This is a genomic window from Frankia sp. CgKIO3 (assembly GCF_977946435.1).
This window is the reverse complement of sequence record NZ_CDWTMO010000004.1, coordinates 15,094-37,951: the sequence shown is the minus strand read 5'-3', so window position 1 is coordinate 37,951 and position 22,858 is coordinate 15,094. Positions and strand designations below refer to the sequence as shown.

The 22,858-nt window shown below is 69.6% G+C and carries 20 protein-coding genes and 1 tRNA gene; 10 read left to right on the top strand and 11 right to left on the bottom strand.

Going from position 1 to position 22,858, the window contains the following annotated elements:
* The first annotated feature begins 102 nt into the window (after positions 1 to 102).
* Positions 103 to 1,182, top strand: a complete 1,080-nt coding sequence (disA, locus tag AC08OJ_RS01320; RefSeq protein WP_476591536.1) for a DNA integrity scanning diadenylate cyclase DisA — start codon at positions 103 to 105, stop codon at positions 1,180 to 1,182.
* A gap of 97 nt (positions 1,183 to 1,279) precedes the next feature.
* Positions 1,280 to 2,179, top strand: coding sequence for an HhH-GPD family protein (locus tag AC08OJ_RS01315; protein ID WP_476591537.1), 900 nt, complete (start codon positions 1,280 to 1,282; stop codon positions 2,177 to 2,179).
* A gap of 17 nt (positions 2,180 to 2,196) precedes the next feature.
* Here the strand turns inward: AC08OJ_RS01315 and AC08OJ_RS01310 are convergent, their stop codons facing one another.
* From AC08OJ_RS01310 to pstS, 5 genes are all read right to left on the bottom strand, one after another.
* On the bottom strand, positions 2,197 to 2,892 hold the full coding sequence (locus AC08OJ_RS01310; protein WP_476594872.1) for a response regulator transcription factor: 696 nt from the start codon (positions 2,890 to 2,892) through the stop codon (positions 2,197 to 2,199).
* 225 nt (positions 2,893 to 3,117) lie between these two features.
* Positions 3,118 to 3,894, bottom strand: a complete 777-nt coding sequence (pstB, locus tag AC08OJ_RS01305) for a phosphate ABC transporter ATP-binding protein PstB (protein ID WP_462185928.1) — start codon at positions 3,892 to 3,894, stop codon at positions 3,118 to 3,120.
* Positions 3,895 to 4,015: 121 nt separating this feature from the next.
* Positions 4,016 to 5,080 carry a phosphate ABC transporter permease PstA gene (gene pstA / locus AC08OJ_RS01300; RefSeq protein WP_476591539.1) on the bottom strand — a complete coding sequence of 355 codons (1,065 nt, stop codon included), beginning with the start codon at positions 5,078 to 5,080 and terminating at the stop codon, positions 4,016 to 4,018.
* Positions 5,077 to 6,123: a phosphate ABC transporter permease subunit PstC gene (gene pstC / locus AC08OJ_RS01295; RefSeq protein WP_476594871.1), complete on the bottom strand. Its 1,047-nt coding sequence runs from the start codon at positions 6,121 to 6,123 to the stop codon at positions 5,077 to 5,079. The genes pstA and pstC overlap by 4 nt, the downstream gene beginning before the upstream one ends.
* 254 nt (positions 6,124 to 6,377) lie before the next feature.
* Positions 6,378 to 7,487 (bottom strand): phosphate ABC transporter substrate-binding protein PstS, encoded by a 1,110-nt coding sequence (pstS, locus tag AC08OJ_RS01290; RefSeq protein ID WP_476594870.1) that lies wholly within the window; start codon positions 7,485 to 7,487, stop codon positions 6,378 to 6,380.
* A 1,006-nt stretch (positions 7,488 to 8,493) separates the two neighbouring features.
* On the opposite strand from pstS, the gene AC08OJ_RS01285 reads away from it, so the two are divergent.
* Positions 8,494 to 8,802: a hypothetical protein gene (locus AC08OJ_RS01285; RefSeq protein WP_476591542.1), complete on the top strand. Its 309-nt coding sequence runs from the start codon at positions 8,494 to 8,496 to the stop codon at positions 8,800 to 8,802.
* Between the two features lie 169 nt (positions 8,803 to 8,971).
* A complete protein-coding gene (proS, locus tag AC08OJ_RS01280) occupies positions 8,972 to 10,378 on the top strand; it encodes a proline--tRNA ligase (RefSeq protein WP_476594869.1) in 1,407 nt (468 codons plus the stop codon).
* 324 nt (positions 10,379 to 10,702) lie between these two features.
* Here the strand turns inward: proS and pyrH are convergent, their stop codons facing one another.
* From pyrH to AC08OJ_RS01265, 3 genes are all read right to left on the bottom strand, one after another.
* The gene (pyrH, locus tag AC08OJ_RS01275) at positions 10,703 to 11,506 is read right to left on the bottom strand and encodes a UMP kinase (RefSeq protein WP_462203087.1); all 804 of its coding nucleotides are present in this window, start codon (positions 11,504 to 11,506) and stop codon (positions 10,703 to 10,705) included.
* Positions 11,507 to 12,330: 824 nt separating this feature from the next.
* A tRNA-Pro gene (locus AC08OJ_RS01270) sits at positions 12,331 to 12,407 on the bottom strand.
* Positions 12,408 to 12,435: 28 nt separating this feature from the next.
* On the bottom strand, positions 12,436 to 13,380 hold the full coding sequence (locus AC08OJ_RS01265; RefSeq protein WP_476591544.1) for a metallophosphoesterase: 945 nt from the start codon (positions 13,378 to 13,380) through the stop codon (positions 12,436 to 12,438).
* Positions 13,381 to 13,494: 114 nt separating this feature from the next.
* On the opposite strand from AC08OJ_RS01265, the gene AC08OJ_RS01260 reads away from it, so the two are divergent.
* Positions 13,495 to 13,953, top strand: a complete 459-nt coding sequence (locus AC08OJ_RS01260) for a GatB/YqeY domain-containing protein (RefSeq protein WP_476591545.1) — start codon at positions 13,495 to 13,497, stop codon at positions 13,951 to 13,953.
* Positions 13,954 to 13,980: 27 nt separating this feature from the next.
* Here AC08OJ_RS01260 and AC08OJ_RS01255 read toward each other — a convergent pair whose 3' ends face one another.
* Positions 13,981 to 16,623: a penicillin-binding protein gene (locus tag AC08OJ_RS01255; RefSeq protein WP_476594868.1), complete on the bottom strand. Its 2,643-nt coding sequence runs from the start codon at positions 16,621 to 16,623 to the stop codon at positions 13,981 to 13,983.
* A 552-nt stretch (positions 16,624 to 17,175) separates the two neighbouring features.
* Between AC08OJ_RS01255 and AC08OJ_RS01250 the strand changes: the two genes are divergently transcribed.
* Positions 17,176 to 17,532, top strand: a complete 357-nt coding sequence (locus tag AC08OJ_RS01250) for a WhiB family transcriptional regulator (protein WP_462185921.1) — start codon at positions 17,176 to 17,178, stop codon at positions 17,530 to 17,532.
* A 164-nt stretch (positions 17,533 to 17,696) separates the two neighbouring features.
* Here AC08OJ_RS01250 and bagB read toward each other — a convergent pair whose 3' ends face one another.
* Both bagB and bagA read right to left on the bottom strand, forming a co-directional pair.
* Positions 17,697 to 18,992 carry an ATPase BagB gene (gene bagB, locus AC08OJ_RS01245; protein WP_476591547.1) on the bottom strand — a complete coding sequence of 432 codons (1,296 nt, stop codon included), beginning with the start codon at positions 18,990 to 18,992 and terminating at the stop codon, positions 17,697 to 17,699.
* Positions 18,989 to 20,020 carry an ATPase BagA gene (gene bagA / locus AC08OJ_RS01240; protein WP_476594878.1) on the bottom strand — a complete coding sequence of 344 codons (1,032 nt, stop codon included), beginning with the start codon at positions 20,018 to 20,020 and terminating at the stop codon, positions 18,989 to 18,991. The genes bagB and bagA overlap by 4 nt, the downstream gene beginning before the upstream one ends.
* Before the next feature lie 232 nt (positions 20,021 to 20,252).
* Between bagA and AC08OJ_RS01235 the strand changes: the two genes are divergently transcribed.
* The 4 genes from AC08OJ_RS01235 (at position 20,253) to AC08OJ_RS01220 (ending at position 22,814) form a co-directional block, all read left to right on the top strand.
* The gene (locus AC08OJ_RS01235) at positions 20,253 to 20,417 is read left to right on the top strand and encodes a DUF4177 domain-containing protein (protein ID WP_462185919.1); all 165 of its coding nucleotides are present in this window, start codon (positions 20,253 to 20,255) and stop codon (positions 20,415 to 20,417) included.
* Position 20,418: 1 nt separating this feature from the next.
* Complete coding sequence (locus tag AC08OJ_RS01230) at positions 20,419 to 20,883, top strand: RidA family protein (protein WP_476594867.1); 465 nt, start codon at positions 20,419 to 20,421, stop codon at positions 20,881 to 20,883.
* A 102-nt stretch (positions 20,884 to 20,985) separates the two neighbouring features.
* Positions 20,986 to 21,924 (top strand): NUDIX hydrolase, encoded by a 939-nt coding sequence (locus AC08OJ_RS01225; RefSeq protein WP_476591549.1) that lies wholly within the window; start codon positions 20,986 to 20,988, stop codon positions 21,922 to 21,924.
* Positions 21,925 to 21,926: 2 nt separating this feature from the next.
* Positions 21,927 to 22,814, top strand: coding sequence for an MBL fold metallo-hydrolase (locus AC08OJ_RS01220; RefSeq protein WP_462185917.1), 888 nt, complete (start codon positions 21,927 to 21,929; stop codon positions 22,812 to 22,814).
* Positions 22,815 to 22,858: the final 44 nt, after the last annotated feature.

Here is a 22,858-nt window from a genome sequence, read left to right as displayed (position 1 = left end):
ACTTCACGATGAGGTGGACCCCACCGGCTCCCGTCGCCCCGATAGCATCGCGACAGTGGTAATGGGAGACGGTGGGGGGAGCCGAGGAGTTGAGGGAGCCTAATGGCAGGACCACCCGGAGACGACATCTTCCGGGCGACACTGGCCGCGGTCGCGCCCGGAACCCCCTTTCGCGACGGCCTGGAACGCATTCTGCGCGGGCACACCGGCGCACTGATCGTCCTCGGCCACGACAAGGTCGTCGAGGGTCTGTGCACCGGTGGCTTCGAGCTCGACGTGGAGTTCTCGGCAACCCGGCTGCGCGAGCTGGCCAAGATGGACGGCGCGATCGTGCTGTCGTCCGACCTGCAGCGCATCGTCCGCGCGGCGGTGCATCTGGTACCGGATCCAACGGTGCCGACAGAGGAGTCCGGCACGCGGCACCGGACCGCCGAGCGGGTCGCCAAGCAGGCCGAGTTCCCCGTCATCTCGGTCAGCCAGTCGATGCACATCATCGCGCTGTACGTCGCCGGGCGGCGGTACGTGCTGGACGGCTCGGCCGCCATCCTGTCCCGGGCGAACCAGGCCCTGGCCACCCTCGAGCGTTACAAGCTGCGGCTTGACGAGGTCGCGGGCACCCTGTCCGCACTGGAGATCGAGGACCTCGTCACGGTCCGCGACGCGATTTCGGTGAGCCAGCGGCTGGAGATGGTGCGCCGCATAGCCGACGAGATCGAAGGCTACGTCGTCGAGCTCGGCACCGACGGCCGGCTGCTGTCCCTGCAGCTCGAGGAGCTGATGGCCGGAGTCGAGACCGAGCGTGAACTCACCGTCCGCGACTATCTGCCGATCGGGTCGAAGGCGGGGACGGCCGCGCAGGTCCTGGGCGAGCTGTCCGCGATGTCTCCGACCGACCTGCTCGACCTCACCGTCCTCGCCAGGGTGATCGGATTCTCCGGCGGGGCGGACATCCTGGACCGGCAGATCAGTCCGCGCGGTTACCGCATGCTGGCGAAGGTGCCCCGACTGCCACGGATGGTGGTCGACCGGCTCGTCGATCATTTCGGCACCCTGCAGAAACTGCTCGCCGCCGGGGTTGACGATCTGCAGGCCGTCGACGGCGTCGGGGAGACCCGCGCCCGAGCGGTCCGCGAGGGCCTCTCCCGGCTCGCCGAGTCGAGCATTCTCGAACGCTACGTGTAGTAACGCTGCGTACGGTAGTGCTAGGTGTAGTAGCCGAAGGCGACGGGAGGCCGCCTGCCGCCTCCGGCCGGCCTGGTCGCCTGGCACGATGGCGGGAATGACCAGCACAGCCGGAATCAGCAGCGCGCCCGGACCACTGGCCGATCTCGTCCTGGACTGGTTCGCCGTCTGTGGCCGGGACCTGCCGTGGCGCCGTCCCCTGACGAGCCCCTGGGCAATCATGGTCAGCGAGGTGATGCTGCAACAAACCCCGGTCAGCCGGGTGCTGCCGGTCTGGGAGGCCTGGCTGGACCGGTGGCCGACGCCCGCCGCGCTCGCCGCCGAGCCGGCCGGGGAGGCCGTCCGGGCGTGGGGCCGGTTAGGCTACCCCAGGCGCGCGCTGCGGCTGCACCAGGCGGCGACCGTCGTCGTCGAACGGCACGACGGCGAGATCCCCCGGCACCTCGACGATCTCCTCGCGCTGCCCGGCATCGGGACGTACACCGCGCGGGCGGTTGCCGCCTTCGCCTTCCGCCAGCGCCATCCGGTCGTCGACGTCAACGTGCGCCGGCTGTTCGCCCGGGCCGTCGAGGGAAGAGCCGACCAGCCGGCCACGGTCAGCCGCCGCGACCTGGTCGAGATCGCGGAGCTGTTGCCGCCGGACGCCGAGACGGCCGCCCGGGCCAGCGCCGCGTTCATGGAGCTCGGCGCGCTGGTCTGCGTTGCCCGGATGCCTCGCTGCGCCGCCTGCCCCCTGCTGGGACGGTGTGCGTGGGTGTCCGCGGGCAGCCCGCCGAGCGCGGGGCCCGCGCGCCGGCCCCAGGGGTACGCCGGCACCGACCGCCAGGTCCGCGGCCGGCTGCTCGCCGTCCTGCGTGACGCCAGTCCGGAGGTGGGTCAGGAGATCCTCGATCAGGTCTGGGACGATCCGGTGCAGCGGACCCGCGCCCTCGCCGGACTGATCGACGATGGCCTCGTGGTACGGGTGGCGCCGGGCGTCTACGCGCTGCCCGGCTGACGTCCCTGCGGAAGGGCTCAACCCGGATCGGCAACGGCGCGGAAGCGGTAGCCGACCCCGCGGATGCTCTCGATTACCGTCGGTTGGCCGGCCGTCTCGCCCAGCCGTCGCCGCAGCCGCCGCACGTGCACGGCAAGCGTGTTCGTCTCCGTCTGCGCCGAACCCCAGACCTCTCGCAGCAGCGTCTCGCGCGTGACGACCCGGCCCGTCTGTTCCAGGAGCAGCGCGAGCAGCCGGAACTCCCGCGGCGGGACCGGGACCACGGCCCCGTCGAGACGGACCTCGTGCGCCGCGCGGTCCAGCAGCACCCGTCCGCCGCGCAGCACCTCCGGCTCGTGCATCCGGGGCGGATACGTTCCGGCCCGTCCGGTTCCGATGAACCCCACCATCGCGAGGACCTCGGGAACCCGGTACGGCTTGCCCACGCAGGCGCTGGCCCCCGCGTCGAGTCCGGCGGCAGCTCTCGGCCGGTCATCGGGGCCGACCGCGAGGAGAATCGGCACGTCGTCGTGACCGGGCACGCTACGCACCGTCCGCACGACGGTCACCCCGTCCACCACGGGCAGCCGGGCACTGATCAGCAGCGCGGCCGGATGCCGCAGACCGATCTCCAGCAGGGCCAGCGCCCCGTCCGCCACCACACTGACCTCGACACCGTTCGCGACGAAGGCGTCGAGCATGCCGTCGTCGACGTCCTCGTCCGCGATCAACAACGCCGGGAAGCCCCCCGGCCCGGTGCTCGTCGTCCGTCTCCGCGTCCCACCGGATGGGCCGCGGTACCGACGCCCGTCGGCTGCCGGGTCTACTGCCACGACCGCCAGGCCTGCCGGAACGGCCGGGTCCTCGCCTGTCGAGCCACGGTTTTGCCCCCCCCGGTTGACCGGCCCCACGCGGTACCGGGAGCATCCGCGCGTCCTGTCCGCCAATCTCCCCGTCCGTCAGCCGAACCGTCCGGAGATGTAGTCCTCGGTCCGCTTTTCCTTGGGGTTGCTGAAGATCTGCGAGGTCTTGTCGTACTCGACGAGACGGCCGGGGTCGCCGGTCTTCTCCAGCGAAAAGAAGGCGGTCGAGTCGCTGACCCGCGACGCCTGCTGCATGTTGTGGGTGACGATGACGATGGTGAAGCTCGACTTCAACTTCGCGATCAGATCCTCGATCGCAAGAGTGGAGATCGGGTCGAGCGCGGAGCACGGCTCGTCCATCAGCAGGACCTGCGGCTCCACCGCGATCGCCCGGGCGATGCAAAGCCGCTGCTGCTGCCCACCGGACAGACCCGCGCCCGGCCGGCCCAGCCGGTCCTTGACCTCCTCCCAGAGGTTCGCGCCCCGCAGTGACTCCTCGGCCCGCTCGTCGAGGAGCGCCTTCTTGCGGATCCCGTTCAGCTTGAGCCCGGCGATGACGTTCTCGTAGACGGACATGGTCGGGAACGGGTTCGGTCGCTGGAAGACCATCCCGACGGTGCGGCGGACGGCCACCGGGTCCGTCCCGGGCCCGTACAGATCCTCACCGTCGAGGAGCACCTGCCCCTCGACCCGGGCCCCCGGAAGCACCTCGTGCATCCGGTTGAGCGTGCGCAGCACCGTCGACTTCCCGCATCCGGACGGCCCGATGAATGCGGTGACGTTCTTCGGCTCGATGGTCAGGTTCACGTCGGCTACGGCTTTGAACTTCCCGTAGTACGCCGTCAGCCCGGAAACGTCGATGCGGGTGGCCATGGCTACCTCGACTCACGATCTGCCTGGATGCTGTTTCAGAGGGTCGGATCAGATGGGATGGGACTAAATGGGATGAGATAGGGCATGATCTGTGCCGCGCTGTCATCCCGGGTCAGGGTCATCACAGCCGCGAGCGTCTGACGACCAGACGAGCGATGAAGTTGAGCAGCATGATGATGATGATGAGTACCAGGGCGGCGGCCCAGGCCCGGTCCACCGCCGACTGCTGCGGCTGGCCGGCCTGCGAGTAGATGTACAGCGGCAGTGCGGACTGCTCCCCGGAGAACGGGTTGGCGTTGATGAGGTTCGTACCGAAGACGGTCAGCAGCAGCGGCGCGGTCTCGCCGGCAACGCGGGCGACCGCGAGCATGACGCCGGTCACGATCCCGGGCAACGCGGTGGGGACGACCACCTTGAGGATGGTCCGCCAACGCGCCACCCCGAGGGCGTAGCTGGCCTCCCGCAGCTCGTCCGGAACGAGCTTCAGCATTTCCTCGGCGGAGCGCACCACGATCGGAATCATGAGCACCGTGAGGGCCAGGGCACCCGCGAATCCGGAGAAGCCCTGGTGGAAGGCGAGGATCCAGAACGCCAGGATGAACAGACCCGCGATGATCGAGGGAAGACCGGTGAGCACGTCGACGAAGAAGCTGATTACCCGGCTGACCCGGCCGCGGCCATATTCCACCAGGTAGATGGCCACCAGCAGACCGAACGGCACGGCCAGCAGGCTCGCCAACGCGACCTGCTCCACCGTGCCGATGATCGCGTGGTAGATGCCACCACCGACGTCACGGGCGCCGATGCCGTTCATCGAGTGAGTGAAGAACTCGGGGCGCAGCCGCCTCGCACCTTTCTCGATCACATTCACGAGCACCTCGAGCAGGGGGATGACCGCGAGCAGGAAGGCGGCGTAGACCAGGTTCGTCGCGAACCGGTCCCGGGCCCGGCGGCCGCCCTCGACCAGCGTCGAGGCCACGGTCATCGCGAGGATGAAGAAGACGGCGACCAGCAGGGGAAACTGGATCCTGCTGGAGATCGAGGTCACCAGGTAGATCAGGGCCGTCAGGACGACGGCACCGGCGACGGCAGCGAGCGGTACCCAGCGGGGCAGGACCCGGCCCCGCAGCTGCAGCCGGTCCTCACCGCCCTCGACGGCGGGGCCGGGAACGGTCGCGGTGTTCATGCGGCACTCCCCGAGAACTCACGCCGCCGCGCGATGATGGCGCAAGCGATGATGTTGACCAGCATGGTGACGATGAAGAGCACGAGACCGGACGCGATAAGCGCACCGCGGCCAATGTCGTTGGCCTCGCCCCATCCGTTCGCCACGTTCGCGGCGATGGTGTTACCGGCCGGCGCGAGGATCTGCCAGGAGATGTTGAACGACGCCGGCAGGACCAGGGCGACCGCGATGGTCTCGCCCATCGCCCGCCCGAGGCCCAGCATCGAGGCACTGATGACGCCCGGCTTGCCGTAGGGCAGGACGGCGGTTCTGATCATCTCCCAGCGGGTCGCGCCCAGCGCCATCGCCGCCTCCCAATGCGCAATAGGCACCTGCAGGAACACCTCGCGGGACAACGCGGCGACGATCGGCAGAATCATGATCGCGAGGACGACACTCGCAACGAAGATCGACCGGCCGACCCCGCGATCGGTCTCGAACAGCGGGATCCACCCGAAGTAGTCGGTCAGCCAGCTCTGGATGCCCTTCATGTGCGGCGCGAGCACGAGCAGTCCCCACAGGCCGTAGACGACGCTCGGCACGGCCGCCAGCAGATCGACGATGTAGCCGAGGGCGGAGGCCATCCGGCGAGGTGCGTACACCGTAATGAACAGGGCGATGCCCACCGCGACCGGAACAGCGATGATCATTGCGATGGCAGCAGTGATCATCGTGCCGAACAGCAGTGCGGCGATACCGAAAACCGGCGGCGTGGCGTTGGGGAACCACTCCTCCGTGGTGAAGAAGTTCCCGGTATTGGCGTCGAGGGCATTGGTGGCGCGCAGTACCAGGAAGGCCGCGATCGCGGCGATCAGTACCAGTAGCCCGACCCCGGCCGTGCGGGTGGCATTCTTGAAGATCAGGTCAGCGACGCCGACCTTGGCCTTGCCTGTCGAGGTGTCCGCCAGCCCGCCGGCCGGCCGATCACCTCCCGATGGGGCGGCCGTCGCCGAAGCGGCCCCCCGAGACTCGGCGTCCGCCGAGCTGTCCGGCTCCGTCGTCATGGTCCCTCTTCCCCTGGTGCTCCGAACTCGACTTCCGCTCGTGAATGCCCTGGCCGTCACCGTCTTGGCTGGTCTGGTGATGTTGGCCTGCTGTTGGTCTGTTCTAGTGTGTTGGTCTGTTCTAGTGCGCTGTTCTGGTCTGCCGTTCTGGCCCGGATGCTCTCGCCGTCGTCAACGAACAACGGACCCGCGGTGGGGCTGTTCACCCCACCGCGGGCACCGGATAGTCCAATCGGAGCTGCGTCAGATCGACGTCAGGACAGCTTGTCGACCACCGTGCGGACCCGGGTCGCTACCGAGTCCGGCAGCGGCGCGTAACCAAGGTCGGCGATCGAGGACTGGCCCGCGTCCGACGCGGTGTAGGTCAGGAAGGACTTGACCAGCTTGGCCTGGTCGGCCGGGAGACCAGCGGTGCAGGCGATCTCGTAGGTGACCAGGTAGATCGGGTACGCCCCCTTGGTCGCCGCGGCGTAGTCGAAGGTGAGCTTCAGGTCGTCACCGCTGGCGATCTTCGCGGTGCTCAGGCCGAGGGAGGCACCATCCGTGCTCGCCTTGACGTACTCGCCGGCACCGTTCTTGACCGCGACCGTGGACAGCCCGGCGTTCTCCGCATAGGAGAGCTCCACATAACCGATCGAGTTCTCGGTGGACTTCACGGTCGCAGTCACCCCCTCGCTGCCCTTGGCACCCTGGCCGCCCGGAGCCTTCCAGTCCGAGCCGGAGTCGAAGGTCCAGGCGGCGCCGGCCGCGCCCTTCAGGAACTTGGTGAAGTTGTCGGTGGTACCGGAACCGTCGGACCGGTGCACCGAGGCGATCGGCGCGTCAGGCAGAGTAACCCCACTGTTCTCCGCCGTGATCGCCGGGTCGTTCCACTTGGTGATGGCACCGGAGAAGATCTTCGCTATCGTCGGGGCGGACAGCTGGAGCTTGTCGACACCCGAAAGGTGGTACACAAGCGCGACCGGGCCGACCACCATCGGCAGGTCGACAGCCGTACCGGGGGTACAGCGATTGTCCGCGTCGGCCTTCTGCTGGTCCTTCAGCGCCGAGTCGGAACCGGCGAAGGAAATCTGCTTGGCGATGAACTGCTGCCGACCGGTCGAGGACCCCGTCGACTGGTAGTTGATCGTTGCGCCGTCGCAGGCGTTCTGGTACGCCTTGACCCATTCGTCCATCGCGTTCTTCTGCGCGGAGGAACCCGATCCGGTGATGGAACCCTTCTCGCAGGCGATCGCACTCGCCCCGTTCGACGGCTTCGCCCCGGTGCCGCCGGAGTCACTGTTGTCGTCGGTGCCACACGCCGCCACAGTGAGCAGTGCCACCATTGCAGCCCCGACGGCGGCCTGACGCTTGCCTCGGTTCACGAGCAGCCCTTCGTTCTTGCGCGCTACGGCGCCGAATCGTCCGCCCCCTGGACTGGGGCGCCGACAAGAATCGAAGCCATCTCGAATGAACGCAAGGTGAACGTCCGCGAACGCAGACCTATCACCAACCGGAACACATCCATGTCACTGGATTCGTGGTTGATTAGCCAGCCCGCGGCCAATCCGATCACAACCGTGCGTGTCGAATGATCGACAAATAGTCACTCTCACTCGTCACCCCAAACATCACGCCACACCCGGAGCGCCGTGGACGAGTGACTCTCGGCCACGGACAGGAGCGTGACGAGAACGGACGGAAGTGGACGAGAACGGACGGAAGCCTGGAGAGAACGGACAGGAACAGGCGAGAGCTTGACAGGAAGATCGCCGAGCCGCCGGAACTGGATCATTCACGGTCATCGAGCGGCACCATCGCTGCCAACCTTCCGACGCGGCAAGCACCGAAAGTTCACCGACGCGTGTCATGTCCGACCCGGGGCGCCGCGCCCTGCGACGCAGTGGGACGGAGCCGGCGAAGCGGCCAACCCGCGCGCCGCGCTACGCAGCTGATCGGGATCTTCGTCCTCTGTTACCAGACGTCCACTCTGAGCACAGATCGCCGGTAGCCAACCCCGCGTTCTCGTGCTTTGCTGTAAAGCAACATCGATGTGGCTGACAGCATCAACGGCGTATCCGAAGAGCAGCACGACCCGTCCGTTCCATCCGACCAGCGCATCCGCCTGCGCCGGCCCGCCCACCGGGAGCCGTCCCGCCCGGCGATGAAGCGCGCCACGACCAGCCACCGCCGCGTGGCGGGACGACGATGTCCCGTCACGCGGCGGATCGGCGGGGTCCGGCAAGCGGCAGACCGCATGGCGCAGAGCCCGCGGGTACCGCCGCGCCCGGTCGGCCGGACGACCCGGGGCCGGCGCTGCGCACCCCCGTGCCGGCGGCACCAACCAGACGCGGCACGACACGCGACACGACAACGGAGGACGACCAGAACATGAACACCGTCGACAGCGACGATCTCCTGCCGGAACCCCGTCCGGTCATCGGGGGACGGCCACGGTCACTGGCCGAGGTGGTCACCGTCAACGACGGCTTACTCGTCCAACACGAGCTGCTCCTCGCCCCGGGAGCCACCGCCGCCGACCTGACCACCGCGATGATCCTCGTCCCCCCCACGGCCGCGCTGGTCAGCCATCACGGCGACGTGGACGTCTCACTGGTATTCCAGGAGGTTTCGCGGGATTCTCGGCGCGGGGTCGACGGGCAGCCGGTCGGACGCGGCGGCGATCCGGGCCGGACCTGAACCGTCCCCTCAGCGACCGTCCACTCTGGCGACGGGCCGTCAGCCGAGACGACCGCGACCGGCGCGAGGCGCCTTCCGAGCGGCATCCGGGGACGCCCGCCGGGGCGGGGACACAACAAGTGCCGGTCCCCGGGGCCACGAGCCGTGGTCGAGGCAATATCGTGGCGGGGTGGCTGTACTCACCTCCCGCTCGACCGACTTTCCGCGCTGGTATCAGGACGTGCTCGCCAAGGCCGAGCTGGCCGACAACGGCCCCGTCCGCGGGACGATGGTCATCCGACCGTACGGCTACGCGATCTGGGAACGCATGCAGGCCGAGGTGGACTCCCGGATCAAGGCCGCCGGGGCCGTCAATGCCTACTTCCCCTTGTTCATCCCCGAGAGCTACCTGCGCCGGGAGGCCGAGCACGTCGAGGGCTTCAGCCCGGAGCTGGCGGTGGTCACCATCGGTGGCGGCAAGGAGTTGGAGGAGCCCGTAGTCGTCCGGCCCACCAGCGAGACCGTGATCGGCGAATACCTGGCCAAGTGGACCCAGAGCTACCGTGACCTGCCGCTGCTGCTCAACCAGTGGGCGAACGTGGTCCGGTGGGAGCTGCGTCCCCGGCTGTTCCTGCGCAGCAGCGAGTTCCTCTGGCAGGAGGGCCACACCGCGCACGCCGACGAGGCCGATGCCGCGGCCTACGCCCGTCGGATCGCGCTCGAGGTCTACCGCGACTTCATGACGCAGGTGCTGGCGGTCCCGGTGTTCGTCGGAGTGAAGACGCGCCGGGAACGGTTCGCCGGCGCGACCAACACGATGACCTGCGAGGGCATGATGGGCGACGGCAAGGCCCTGCAGATGGCGACCAGTCACGAGCTCGGCCAGAACTTCGCCCGCGCCTTCGACATCGACTTCCTCGGCGACGACGGAGCCCGGCACCTGGCGTGGACGACGTCGTGGGGCTGCTCGACCCGGATGGTCGGCGGGCTGATCATGGCGCATGGCGACGACAACGGCCTGCGTGTCCCGCCCCGGTTGGCGCCGACGCAGGTCGTAGTCCTGCCGGTGCGCGACGACGAGACCGTCGTCACGAATGCCCGCCAGATCGCCGCCGCGCTGACCGACGCCGGTCTTCGGGTGCGGGTCGACGCCCGTCCTGGGCTGTCCTTCGGCCGGCGGGTCACCGACGCGGAGATCAAGGGCATCCCGGTACGGGTCGAGGTGGGTCCGCGGGACCTGGCCGCGGGCAACGTCATCCTGGTGCGCCGGGACACCTCCGAGAAAGTGCCGGTGCCGCTGGCCGAGGCCGCCGCGCGGGTGCCGGTGCTGCTGGACGAGGTGCAGGCCGACCTGTACGCCGAGGCGCTGGCCCTACGCGAGAGCCGGACGACGGACGTCGCCACCGTTGCCGAGGCCGCCCGGGCCGCCCGGGCCGGCTTCGCCCGGATCCCCTGGCGCCTTGTCGGCGAGGAGGGCGAGGCCGAGCTCGCCGAGGAAGCGCTCACCGTGCGGTGCCTCCAGACACCGGACGACGGGATCCCCGAGGCCGGCAGCGACGCCGACGACCTCGTCTGCCTGATCGCCCGCTCCTACTGACGTCCAAGATCCCTGGCGTGGTGGCCGTCCGGAACAGAGACGATCAGCCGCGCAGGCGGACGGGGACCTGTCGGCGGCGACCGTGGAAACCTAGGTCAGTCGTATCTTCACGAACGTATCTTCACGAAGCTTGAATTATGGGACCGGGTTAGGAGTCGTCGTCTTCGTCCACGAAACGGGCGTAATGCGTCCCGCGGTGAGTCCGCCGCCGTGCAGACAAACCGCGCCCGTCCTTCGAGAAGCGGATTCGGTCTTCCTCGACCTGCCCCTCGGGGGCAGATCGGGACCGACGTCGAGATCGATTGTGTGGCCGGCGCCTCGGGATCAGGCCGTCGATTCGGCGGGGCTGGCCAGCACCTCGTTCCCGAACTCTTCGGACTTCTCCGGCGAAGAGGAGATGACCGTCCCCCGGTGCTCACCACGGCAGATCGCCGTCATCGCGCCCCGCTGCTCGATATCGAAGATATGCAGCGGCATATCGAAGTCACGGGCCAAGATGAAGGCCGACTGATCCATCACCCGGAGCCCGCGGCTGATCACCTCGTCATAACTGAGGTGCGAGAAGAGCCTGGCCCCTGGATTGATCTTCGGATCGCTGTCGTAGACGCCGTCCACGCCGTCCTTGGCGGCCAGCACCGCGTCGGCATTGAGCTCCAGCGCCCGCTGCACCGCCGGGTAGTCGGTAGTGAGGAAGGGCTGGCCGTTGCCGCAGGCGAGGATGACCGTCGCCCCCTTCTCCAGCAGGTGCACCGCTCGCAGCCGGATGTAGGGCTCGGCCACCGCCGGAACGGGAACCGCCGTCATCACCCGCAGGTTGTCCTCACCCAGCGCGGTGAGCTTCCCCCGGAGCAACAGACTGTTGATGACCGTACTCAACATGCCGATATTGTCGGCTTCGACCCGGTCAATACCCCACCGGCCCGACTGGTTACCACGGAAGAGGTTCCCACCGCCGACGACGATCGCCACCTCCACGCCGGACTGGCGGACGGCGATGATTTCTCGGGCGAGGTGCTCCAGCGCGTTGGAATCGAAGCCGAATTCGGCGGAACCGGCGATCGCGCGACCGCTCAGTTTGACGACCACTCGGCGATATCTCGTCACTGTCTCCCGCTTCCCCTTTTCCATGGTGCGATCTTAACGTAGGCGGACCAATGATCGATCATGAGCCTATGACCCCTCCGGTACACGGTAGAGCACCCGGCTCCCGGGCACGTCGCACGACGGGCGCGTCCGGGAGATCCGCCGACGGCGGACCGTACCCGCAGCACCTTTCGCCGGCGGCCCACCGACGACCGCCGTCGCGATCAACCGCCATTAGGCTCCGGGGGCGGCCGGAGGTCGGGCCCGGCAGTGCGTGGACGCCGGCGGTGGGGACGAGACGGCGGCGATGGATCAGTATCCCGCGCCCGGCCGGCACCACCAAGATCACCCAAGGACTACGTCATCACTCCCGCCGACCCGAACAACCGCTCCACGCGATCACGAATCTGGATTACCGACAGACGACTTCGCCGGAGCCCGGCAGGAGAATACTGGATATGCTCGAAGCGAGGCCACCGACGGTGAGCGGCGCGACGGATCCGATACCGCAGAGGAGAACTGTTGCGATGTTCTTACCCGGAAGGCCGTCGTTATTACGGTCGACTGCACTGATCCCTATCCTGAGTGGCCTGATCGGACTGGTTGCGTCCCCCGTCTGGGGGGGATTTCGGCGAATGCAAGCCGCGCAACGCGGCAGGGCAGCAATCGGCCGAAGACGGCAGGCCGATCGGTGCCCTGCCGGCGCCTAGCTGCCGGCTCAGTGCTCGCGGCCGAGGAGGATGTGCGGGTAAGGGAGAGCGGCCGTGGGGTGGACGGGTAATCGGGTAGGACGCTCAGAAGCGGCCGATCCCCCCTGGGCGGCAGGAACCCCGCCTCCCTGCCGGGGAGACGGGGTGCGACGCGTCATCTGGTCGGGGTGGCGGGATTCGAACCCACGACCTCTTCGTCCCGAACGAAGCGCGCTACCAAGCTGCGCCACACCCCGCGACCGAGCTGAAGCATACCCGACGGGCTCAGTGGTCCGACGGGGCGGGGTCGCCGGCCGGCACCCCGGCCGGCACCAGGGTGAGCAGGGTCGCCTCCGGCCGGCAGCCGAGGCGCAGCGGCGCGAACGGGGACGTGCCCAGCCCGGGCGACACGTGCAGCCAGGACGACCGCCCGTCGACCTCGTGACGGGACAGTCCGCGAACCCGAGCCCGGTCCAGCCCGCAGTTGGTCACGAGCGCCCCGACTCGGGGCAGCCGGATCTGGCCCCCGTGCGTGTGCCCCGAAAGGGTGAGCCCCACCCCGTCCGCCGTGAACGCGTCGAGGACCCGCGGTTCCGGTGTGTGGGACAGTCCCAACGCGAGCTCGACGCCGGGCTCCGGGGGGCCGGTCACGACCGCGAGCCGGTCGCGGCGCAGCCGGGCGTCGTCCACGCCACGCAGGTCGATCCGGCGACCGTCGACCTCGATGACCGCCCGCACGTTGGTCAGCTCGGTCCACCCGCTGGCGGCGGCGAGACCACCGGCGAAGGCCGCCCAGTCCAGCGGAGCGCCCTTGGGCTCGGCCTCGTCGCCCCGCCGGAGGTAGCGGTGCGGGCTCTTCAGGGCCGGGACGAAGTAGTCGTTGTTCCCCGGTACGAAGACCCCGGGGAACGAGTAGAGCGGCTCCAGCGCGGCGAGCAGGGGATCCCGGGCGTCGGCCGCGGACAGCACGTCACCAGTCAGGGCGACCAGGTCGGGGACGAGCCGGGCCAAGTCCCCCAACCAGGCGAGCTTGCCGTGCTGACGGGGGGTGACGTGCAGGTCGGAGATGTGCAGCACGCGCAGGGGGCGCGCGCCGGCCGGCAGCACCGGGATCCGCACCCTCCGCAGGGTGTACGCCGTGCGCTCGTACAACCCGCCGTAGGCCGACACGAGCGCCCCCGCGGCCGCGACACCCACGAGAGTCCTCGCCGCTGTGTGACGCGCGTTCATCGTCTCAGTCTCACCCACCGCGGACGATGACCTGCCGCCACCCGGCCCGGTTCCGCGCGCCACCGACGGAACCGGCGTGACCACCGTGCCCGCAGACCATAGGCTCCGGTGGTTATGAGCACCCTCAAGGAACGTCTGCGCGCCGATCTGACCGTCGCGATGAAGTCCCGTGACGAGCTGCGGACGTCCACCCTGCGGCTGGCCCTGGCCGCGGTGAAGGATGCGGAGGTGGCCGGCAGCTCCGCGCGGGTCCTCGACGACACGGAGGTTTCGAAGGTCCTGACCCGCGAGGTGAAGAAGCGCCGGGAGGCGGCCGACGCTTACACCGCGGCCGGTCGCGGCGACCAGGCGGACCGCGAGCGGGCCGAGGGCGAGGTGATCGAGGAATATCTGCCGAAGCAGCTCGGCGACGACGAACTGGCCACGATCATCGACCAGGTACTCGCGGGTCTGGATGTCAGCGGTCCACGAGCGATCGGTCCCGCCATGAAGTCCGTGCAGGCCGCGGTCGCCGGCCGGGCCGACGGCGGCCGGGTCGCCGCACTCGTGAAGGCCCGGTTGGCGGGCGGCTGAGCGAGCCGCGCGGCCCGCGTGAGCCGGTCAGCGCAGCCGGCTCTCGCCCTGGCCCCGGCCACCCCTGCCGTCCTCCCGGGCCAACGGCCCCGAGCCGCCTAAAGCGTTCAGCTGCCGACGCAGGTCCGTGCCCGGCTGGCCGCCCCCGGCCGATCGGCCGTCATTCGGCTGGGCGAGCGTTCCGAAGCCGGGTAGCGCCGATCCACCCGGCAGGACGGCCGTGCCGGTCAGCCCCCCGGAGATCTGCAGGGTGACCTCGGTGTTGAGCGAGACCTCACTGCCTGGGGCGGGCGACATCGCCACGACGGTGCCGGGAGGCGCCGGATGCGGGACCGGCTGCGACCTGACATGGAAGCCCAGCTGGACGAGCGTCTGCTCGGCGACCTGCTGCGGCTGCCCGACCACGTCCGGCAGTACCTTCGTCGGCACCTTGGGCTGGGTGTTGTCCGGGGTCGGCAGCGGTTCGACCGGTAGCCCGAGGCCGGCGATCGTCCGGATCATCGTGCGGGACCACACCTGGGCGGGATATCCGCCACCGAAGACGTTGCGACCCTTCACATTGATCAGGGGATGCGACGTCGGTCCGCGCGGGTCCGCGAGGGTCACGGCCGCGGCGAGCTGGGGGATGTAACCCGCGAAGGAGGCGGTGCTGAACCCCTCCGCGGTGCCGGTCTTGCCGGCGGCCGGCCGGCCGATCTGCCCGTTCCCGCTGGCCGTCCCGTGGTTGATGACCCCCTGCAGCACGGCGCTGACCTTGTCCGCAATCTTCGGGTCGAGCACCTGCTGGCAGGGAGCGCCGGTGTCGAAGGGAAGCGGCCGGTCCGTCCCGCCCACCCGCTGGGTGATCGCGAGCACGGTCCGCGCGTCGCACTTCCTGCCCCGCGCGGCCAACGTCGCGTAGGCGGTCGCCAGATCGAGGGTGCTGATCTCGTTGGATCCGAGGGTGGAGGAGCCGTCAACCCGGCCGATCCCGTTCACCCCCCTGCATTCGGGATCGTTGTTGTTGTGCTGCCGGATCCGGCACGAGGTGACGCCCATGCGACGGGCCACCTCGGCCGTCTTCAGCACGCCCAGCTTCTCGGCGAGCTGGATGTAGTAGGTGTTGACCGATGACCAGGTGGCGGTCGTCAACGAGTAGAAACCGTCCTCGCTGGAATCGGCGTTGCCGTAGCAGTTCTTGCCCTGGGGATCCGGGTTCGGGAAGACGTTCGAGTGGTAGCAGAGGGGGGCGTGCAGCGTCGTGGAAAGCGGTAGTCCCGATTCGAGCGCGGAGATCAGAGTGAACACCTTGTAGGTCGATCCCGGGGAGAACGAGTCCTCGTCGACGGGATAGATCTCCTTGGTGTGGACGAAGTCCGTGGACAGAGCGGCGGGCTGTCCGTCCGCCGCCGGGCCGTAGACCCGGTTGATCGCCAGGGCGAGCACCTGGCCGGTGTTCGGCTGCACCATCGCGACGCTCGCCGCCACCCGGTTCCCGATCGGGATGACCTCGGTCGCGGCCGACTGCGCCGCCTGTTGCGCCACCGGGTCCAGCGTCGTTCTGATCGTGAGGCCGCCCTCGAACAGCAGTCTGCGCGCGTCCTCCTCCGTCGGGGCGAAGGATCTGTCGTTCAGCAGCCGCTGGCGCACGAGGGCGCAGAAGAACGGCGCGACCGAGTCGGCGCAGGGATCGGCCGAGTGGGGCGGCCGGTTGAGCACCACCTCGCCGTCGTGCGCCTGGTGAAAGGCCGCCGCGTCGATGTGATGAAGTTCGAACATGCGGTCGAGGACCACGTTGCGCCGTTCCCGCGCCGCCTGCGGATGCATCACCGGGTTGAAGGCGGTCGGGTTTTTCACCAGGCCGGCCAGCAGCGCCGCCTGCGGCAGGGTGAGCTTGTCGACGTCGACGTTGAAGTAGTGCTGCGCGGCTACCTGGACGCCGTACGCGCCATCGCCGAAGTAGGCGATGTTGAGATAACGCTCGAGGATCTCGTCCTTACTCAGATGGGCTTCGAGGTACAGCGCATAACGCGCTTCCCGAAGCTTGCGCTGGACGGTCTGCTCGGTCGCGGCCTCCTTCGCCTCAGCCGTCGTCGCGGACATCAGAAGAACGTTCTTGACGTACTGCTGGGTCAGGGTCGAGCCGCCCTGGGTGACCTCGCCGTTCTCCCGGTTGGTGAGATACGCCCGGACGAGACTCTTGTAATCCAGCCCGTCGTGCTCGTAGAACCGGGAATCCTCGATGTCGATGATCGCCTGACGCATCACCGGCGGAACGCGGCCCAGGGACACGACCTCGCGGTCCTGCTCCCCGCGCAGCACGGCGAGGACGTTCCCCCGCGCGTCGAGGACGCGCGACGCCTGGGCCAGCGGGGGGACAGCCAGGTTGGCCGGCAGGTCGAGGAAGTCGTCCGCGCCGCCCTTGACGGTCAGTCCGGCCGCCCCCACCACCGGCAGGGCCAGCATGCCGACGAGCACGCCCGCCACCACGCTGATCACACCGGCGCCGAGCAGCCGCGTGGCCACGAACCCCAGCCGGCGGGCCGATGATGCGATGGGACGAGGCGCGGGCTGGTCGGCGTCGCCGAAGCGGAGTTCGTCAGGCTCGTACCGGCGCCCCGGTACACGATCGCGGGCGGAATCCTCGAACTGCCCACGACCGGGCGTGGGGTGCCCAGGGGGCGCGGTCATCCAGGGACCTCCGTCCAGCCAGGCTGGGCCACCCGTCGGAGCATACGGGCCAACATTCGATCAACAAGCGCCACCCCCGCCGCCCCGATTTCCACGAACACCGCAAGGCGGCGGCCCATCGCAGCCGATAATGCCGTGAGCTGGGACGTCGCAGTTCCAGCCCCGGCCGGCGACCCTGCCGGTCCCGGGCGCGCCCCGGAGAACCGTGACAACCTCCACACCGGCTGCCCCGCCGTCCACGCTCCACACCTCTACTTTTAGGCGTCATCGCGATTTTTGTCCCACAGTGGGGCAATCTCGTCAAAACGGAAACGAAACGATGAAGAACCCGCACCACCTCCGAGCCGATACCTCATTGTCACGCAACAGACATGCGGAAGTCACAGACAGCACTACCATGGCGATCCGGATCAATGGCCCGGACTAGTCATTTGGACAACCACCCGTGTGGGGTCTGTGCCGTGGCCACGCCACTCCGTACGGTTTCGGGGCAACGCCACGTCACCACCCGCACGGGCCCCTGACCCGGACTCGAGAAGAAAGGCAGGTGGCATGACCAGAAGCCTGACCCCCACCGTCAGCACGCCACGCCGTGCCAACACGACCCATCTCGTGGGTTCCACCGTCGACGGCGACTGGACGGCCCACGCCGCCTGTCGCGACCTCGACCCGGATGAGCTGTTCGTCCAGGGCGCCGCCCAGAACCGGGTGAAGACCCGGTGCTTCGGCTGCGCCGTCCGCACCGAGTGCCTCGCGGACGCTCTCGACAACCACGTCGAGTTCGGCGTCTGGGGGGGCATGACCGAACGGGAGCGTCGCGCGCTGCTACGTCGCCGCCCGGACGTCACGTCCTGGCGGAAGCTGCTCACGGACGCCCAGGCCGATCACAGATCGGCCTCCGCCGGCTGATTCAGCGGTGGTCCGACCAGTCCCCCAAGGCCGATCGGATCCTTCGCCGGCTATACCCCGCCCGAGGACAACGTCGTCCCGGTCCGGGATCACACACATCCGCTGTCAACCGCGTTCTCTCGCCCGGATGAACCGGGGCTCGCCGATCAGGATGATCAATCTGATCAAGCGGTCCGATCCAGCCGTTCGTCACGCGCGAGCGCATCGCCGATCTCCCGCAGTCCGACCAGATCGTGCACGTCTTCCGACAACGCCTCCACCTCCACCATCGGGGTGTCGGGATGGGCGCTGGTGAACCGCTCCCGCAGCCGCGCCTCCCGGCTCGCTAGCCGGACCCGATCGGCGTGGATACGCAGCACCGCGGCGGCAAGCGGATGCTCCCCGTGCTCCTCGAGGTTCTCGGCGGCGGCGAGGCTGCGCTCGACGTTGAGCGCCTCGGCATCGCTGTGGTGCATCCGGTTCACGACCAGTCCGGCGAGGGGCATCCCCTTCGCGTCGAGCCGATCGACGAAGTAGGACGCCTCCCGTAGCGCCGCGGCCTCGGGCGCGGCGACCACGATGAACGAGGTGCCGGGATCGCCGAGCAGGCGGTAGGTCTCCTCCGCCCTCGCCCGGAAGCCACCGAACATCGTCTCCAGTGCCGCCACGAACTGGCTGACGTCGGTCAGCAGTTGGGCGCCGAGCACCTTGGTGAGGACTCGAGTGAACATGCCGAGGCCGGCGCCGAGCACCTTCACGTACGCCCGCCCGCCGGCCTTCGCCGGCGCGAGCAACAGTCGTAGCAGCCTTCCGTCGAGGAAGGCCCCGAGCCTCGTCGGAGCATCGAGGAAGTCCAGCGCCGACCGGGTCGGGGGCGTGTCGACCACGATCAGATCCCACGTGCCGGTGGCGTCGAGCTGGCCGAGCTTCTCCATCGCCATGTATTCCTGGGTGCCGGCGAAGGAGGACGACAGCGACTGGTAAAAGGGGTTGGCAAGGAGGGCCTCGGCCCGCTCGGGGGTGCTGTGCGCCAGGACGATCTCGTCGAACGTCCGCTTCATGTCCAGCATCATCGCGTCGAGGCGACCACCGGCGGCACCGGCCACCTCGCGTGGGGTGTTGTCGAGCGCGGTCAGGCCCAGGGCCTGGGCGAGTCGCCGCGCCGGGTCGATCGTCAGGACGACGACGTTGCGCCCGCGCTCGGCCGCCCGCAGCGCGAGCGTCGCGGCCATGGTCGTCTTGCCGACCCCACCCGAGCCACAGCAGACCACGATTCGTTCCGTGTCGAGCATCGCGTCGACGTCGAGCAGTGGCACGCCGGCCGGATGCGGACGCGTCCGGCGCGTTCCCGGCCCGCCGCGACGCGCCGCCGACTGCCGGACGCTCCCTGCTGCCGGCCTTCGCCGCCCCGCGGACGGCACGGCGGACGGCGCCCCGGGTTCCCGCCGTGGTGCACCGGGCGTCGGGCACGCGGAGCTCATGCCACCATCTGCTGCGCCCGCAGCATCTCCGCGAACCGGTAGACAGTGCCGAGGTCGACGCCGTCCGCGACCAGCGGCACCTCATACACGGGGCGGCCGAGCCCGGCGATCTCCGCACGCTCAGCCGCCTCCAGCGCGACGCGATCGGCGTGCTGGGCCGCCTCCCAGGCCAGCGCCTCGACCAGCTCAGGGGTGGGCTCCATCCCAGCCTCCTTGATCCCGGCGGCAATCTCCTCCCGGTCCAGCTCCCCGCGCCGGGCTAGGCGGGACTCCTTCGCGCGCAGCAGGGGCGGGCGGGTCATGTTGACCACCACACCGCCGAGCGGCAGACCAGCACGGGTCAGCTCGGCCACGCCGTCCACCGTCTCCTGCACCGGCATCTCCTCGAGGAGGGTAACCAGATGCACGGCGGCCCGATCGGGCGCCAGCACGGCCATCACGCTGTCGGCCTGGGCCCGGATCGGCCCGACCTTGGCCAGCCCCGCCACCTCCGCGGTGACGTTGAGAAACCGGGTGATCCGACCAGTGGGCGGCGCGTCGAGCACCACCGCGTCGTAGGCCAGCCCTCCCGGCCGGGTGGCGTCGGGCCGGTTGACCGCCTCCTTGACCTTGCCGGTGAGCAGCACGTCGCGAACCCCGGGAGCGACGGTCGTGGCGAAATCCACCGCGCCGATCCTGCCCAGGGCCCTCCCGGCCCGCCGCAGGTTGTAGAACATCTCTAGATACTCCAGCAAGGCCTCGTCCGCGTCGATCGCCAACGCGAACACCTCCCCGCCGCCGGGAGCGCTGGCCACCTTGCGCTCCCGGTAGGGCAACGGAGGGGTGTCGAACAGCTGCGCGATCTGCTGCCGGCCCTCGACCTCGGTGAGCAGGACTCGACGACCATCGGTCGCAAGCGCCACGGCCAGCGCGCCGGCCACGGTCGTCTTGCCGGTACCGCCCTTGCCGGTAACGATGTGCAACCGCCGGTCCCATGGACCGGCCACCTCGCTACTCACTTCCTTGGTCACGGTGTTCTCACTGTCGATCACAGCGTTCTCGCTGTCGGTCACGGTGTTCTCGCCGTTCACAGGCTTGACCGTACCCGCGTGCACGGTCCCCACCACGGTGGTGAGCCGGGAGAAAACCCGCGGCGCACCGCGGGGCGAGCCAAGGTAGGGGATGTGGGGAGAGGTGACCGGGACGATGTGGCGGCGAAGGCTCGGGCCCGGTGACACGGGTGTCCGGAACCGTCGGCGCGATGCTCTAAGGTCCGGTGTCATGCAGACGAAGTGGGAGTACGTGACGGCGCCGGTGCTGATCCACGCCACCAAGCAGATTCTCGACAACTGGGGTGAGGACGGCTGGGAGCTGGTCCAGATCGTTCCCGGTCCCAACCCCGAGAGCCTCGTCGCCTACTTCAAGCGTCCCAAGAGCCAGTCCTGACATGGCCGCACCGAGCGAACGCCTGGCGGCGCTGGGCCTGACGCTGCCGCCGGTCCCGACCCCGGCCGGCGCCTACCTTCCCGCGGTCCGGGCGGGCGGCCTGATCTGGACGGCCGGTCAGCTCCCGCTGGTGGACGGCCGGCTGGCCCACACCGGCCTGGTGGGCGCGGGCGCCGAGGTGACCGTCGAGCAGGCCGCGGAGCTCGCCCGGACGGCCGCGCTCAACGCGCTGGCGGCAGCGGCGTCGGTGGCCGACGGACTCGACGGGATCACCCGGATCATCAAGGTGGTTGGATTCGTCGCGAGCGCCCCCGGCTTTACCGGCCAGCCAACGGTCGTCAACGGGGCGAGTAAACTGCTCGCGGCGGTCTTCGGCGAGGCCGGTCAGCATGCTCGCTCGGCCGTCGGTGTCTCGGCGCTGCCGCTGGGCGCACCGGTCGAGATCGAACTGGTGCTCGGGGGGTAGTAGGCGGTCCCGCCGGTGCCGGCCTCGGGATCGCGGCGGCGCGCCGCGGCCGCCGGGACAAACAAACCCCGCCTCGGCACCAACGGCTCTAGCATCTGGGCAATGGTCGACCACAAGGCTGCCCTGATCGCTCGGCTGCGCTGGTCCCCGGCCGACGGAGGCCGCCGCGACGAGGTGACGGCGCGCCATCCGCCCGCGGCGGTGCGCGACGCCTCGACGGTCGTGCTGCTGCGCGACGCGCCGGGTAACCAGGGGATCGAGGCATACCTGCTGCGCCGGGCAGCGACCATGGCGTTCGCCGGTGGGATGTACGCATTCCCAGGTGGACGAGTAGATCCGGCCGATATGGGGCCGGACGTGCCCTGGGCGGGTCCATCGGTCGCCGAGGTCATGCACGCGCTCGACGCTGATCCCGCACTCGCCCGCGCGCTCGTCTGTGCCGCCGTGCGGGAGACCTTCGAGGAATGCGGGATCCTGCTGGCCGGCGCGGTGGCGGGCGAGGACGGCCGGCTCGGCGGCGGCCCGGAGGCGCTCAGCGATCAGCTGCGGGCCGCCGAGCGCCTCGCACTGGAACGGCACGAGCTCGGCCTGAGCGCCCTGCTCCGCAAATACTCCCTCGTGCTGCGGGCCGATCTCCTCGCCCCCTGGGCCAGATGGGTGACTCCCGAGACCGAGCCGCAACGGTACGACACCAGGTTCTTCGTCGCGGCGCTTCCCACGGGCCAGCATCCCGGCCAGCCCTCCAGCGAGGCGGACCGGATGCAGTGGATACGCCCCGCGGACGCCCTCGAGCGCCATACGGCCGGGACGATGGACATGCTGCCACCCACCGCGTTCACCCTCGCCGAACTGTCCGAATACGACGACGTCGCGGCGGTACTAGCCGCTGCCCACGCCCGCGACCTGTCGCCGATCATGCCGAGGATTCTGGTCAGCGGCGGCGAAGCGCGCCTCCTGCTGCCGCATGACGAGGCATACGACGACCCGGGAAACCACGACGATCTGCGGGACGCGGGCCCCGCCGACCGGGCGCAGCAGTAGCCATGGCCGCGCCTCGACAGATCACTCCCCTGGCCGCCGTGCTTCTCGCTCCGAATCCGGGCCCGATGACGCTCGACGGCACCAACACCTGGATCCTGCGCGCCGCCGGCGAGGAGAGGTGTGTGGTCGTGGACCCCGGCCCGGACCACGCCGGACATCTGGCGGCGGTCGCGGCGGCCGGCCGCGTCGACCTGATTCTGCTGACCCACGGCCATGTCGACCACAGTGCCGGCGCGGCCACGTTGCACGATCTCACCGGCGCCCCGGTCCGGGCGCTCGACCCCGTCTTCCGGCTGGGATCGGAGGGGCTCACGGCCGGCGATGTGATCGCCACGGCCGGCATCGAGCTCCGGGTCCTCCCCACTCCGGGGCACACCGCCGACTCGTTGTCGTTCTTTCTACTCGGGGAAGACAAACCACTCGGGGAAGACGGGCCGCCCGGCGGAGACGAGCACCCCGCGGATTACCGGGACCGGCCGGAGCCGGGCCCGGCCTCCGGCGGCCTCCTGCCCGGTCCGGCGGTGCTGACCGGAGACACGATTCTCGGGCGTGGCAGTACCGTGGTCGCCCACCCGGACGGCCGTCTCGGCGACTACCTGGACAGCCTGCGGCTGCTGCGGGAACTCGGCGAGACCACCGTGCTGCCCGGCCACGGCCCCGAACTGCCCGCGGCCGGCCACGCGGCCGAGCGCTATCTGGCTCACCGCCACAGCCGGCTCGACCAGGTGCGGCGTGCTCTGGTGGACGCCGGGGTCGACGCCGCGGAGGCGGATGCGGCCGACGTGGTCCGCCGGGTCTACGCGGACGTCGACCGCGCCCTGTGGTTCGCGGCGGAACTGTCGGTCCGCGCCCAGCTGACCTACCTGCGGGAGCACCCCGACGGCGCCTGATCAGCCCAGCCGGCCAGTCGGCCAGCCGGAAGGCCGATGGCGAG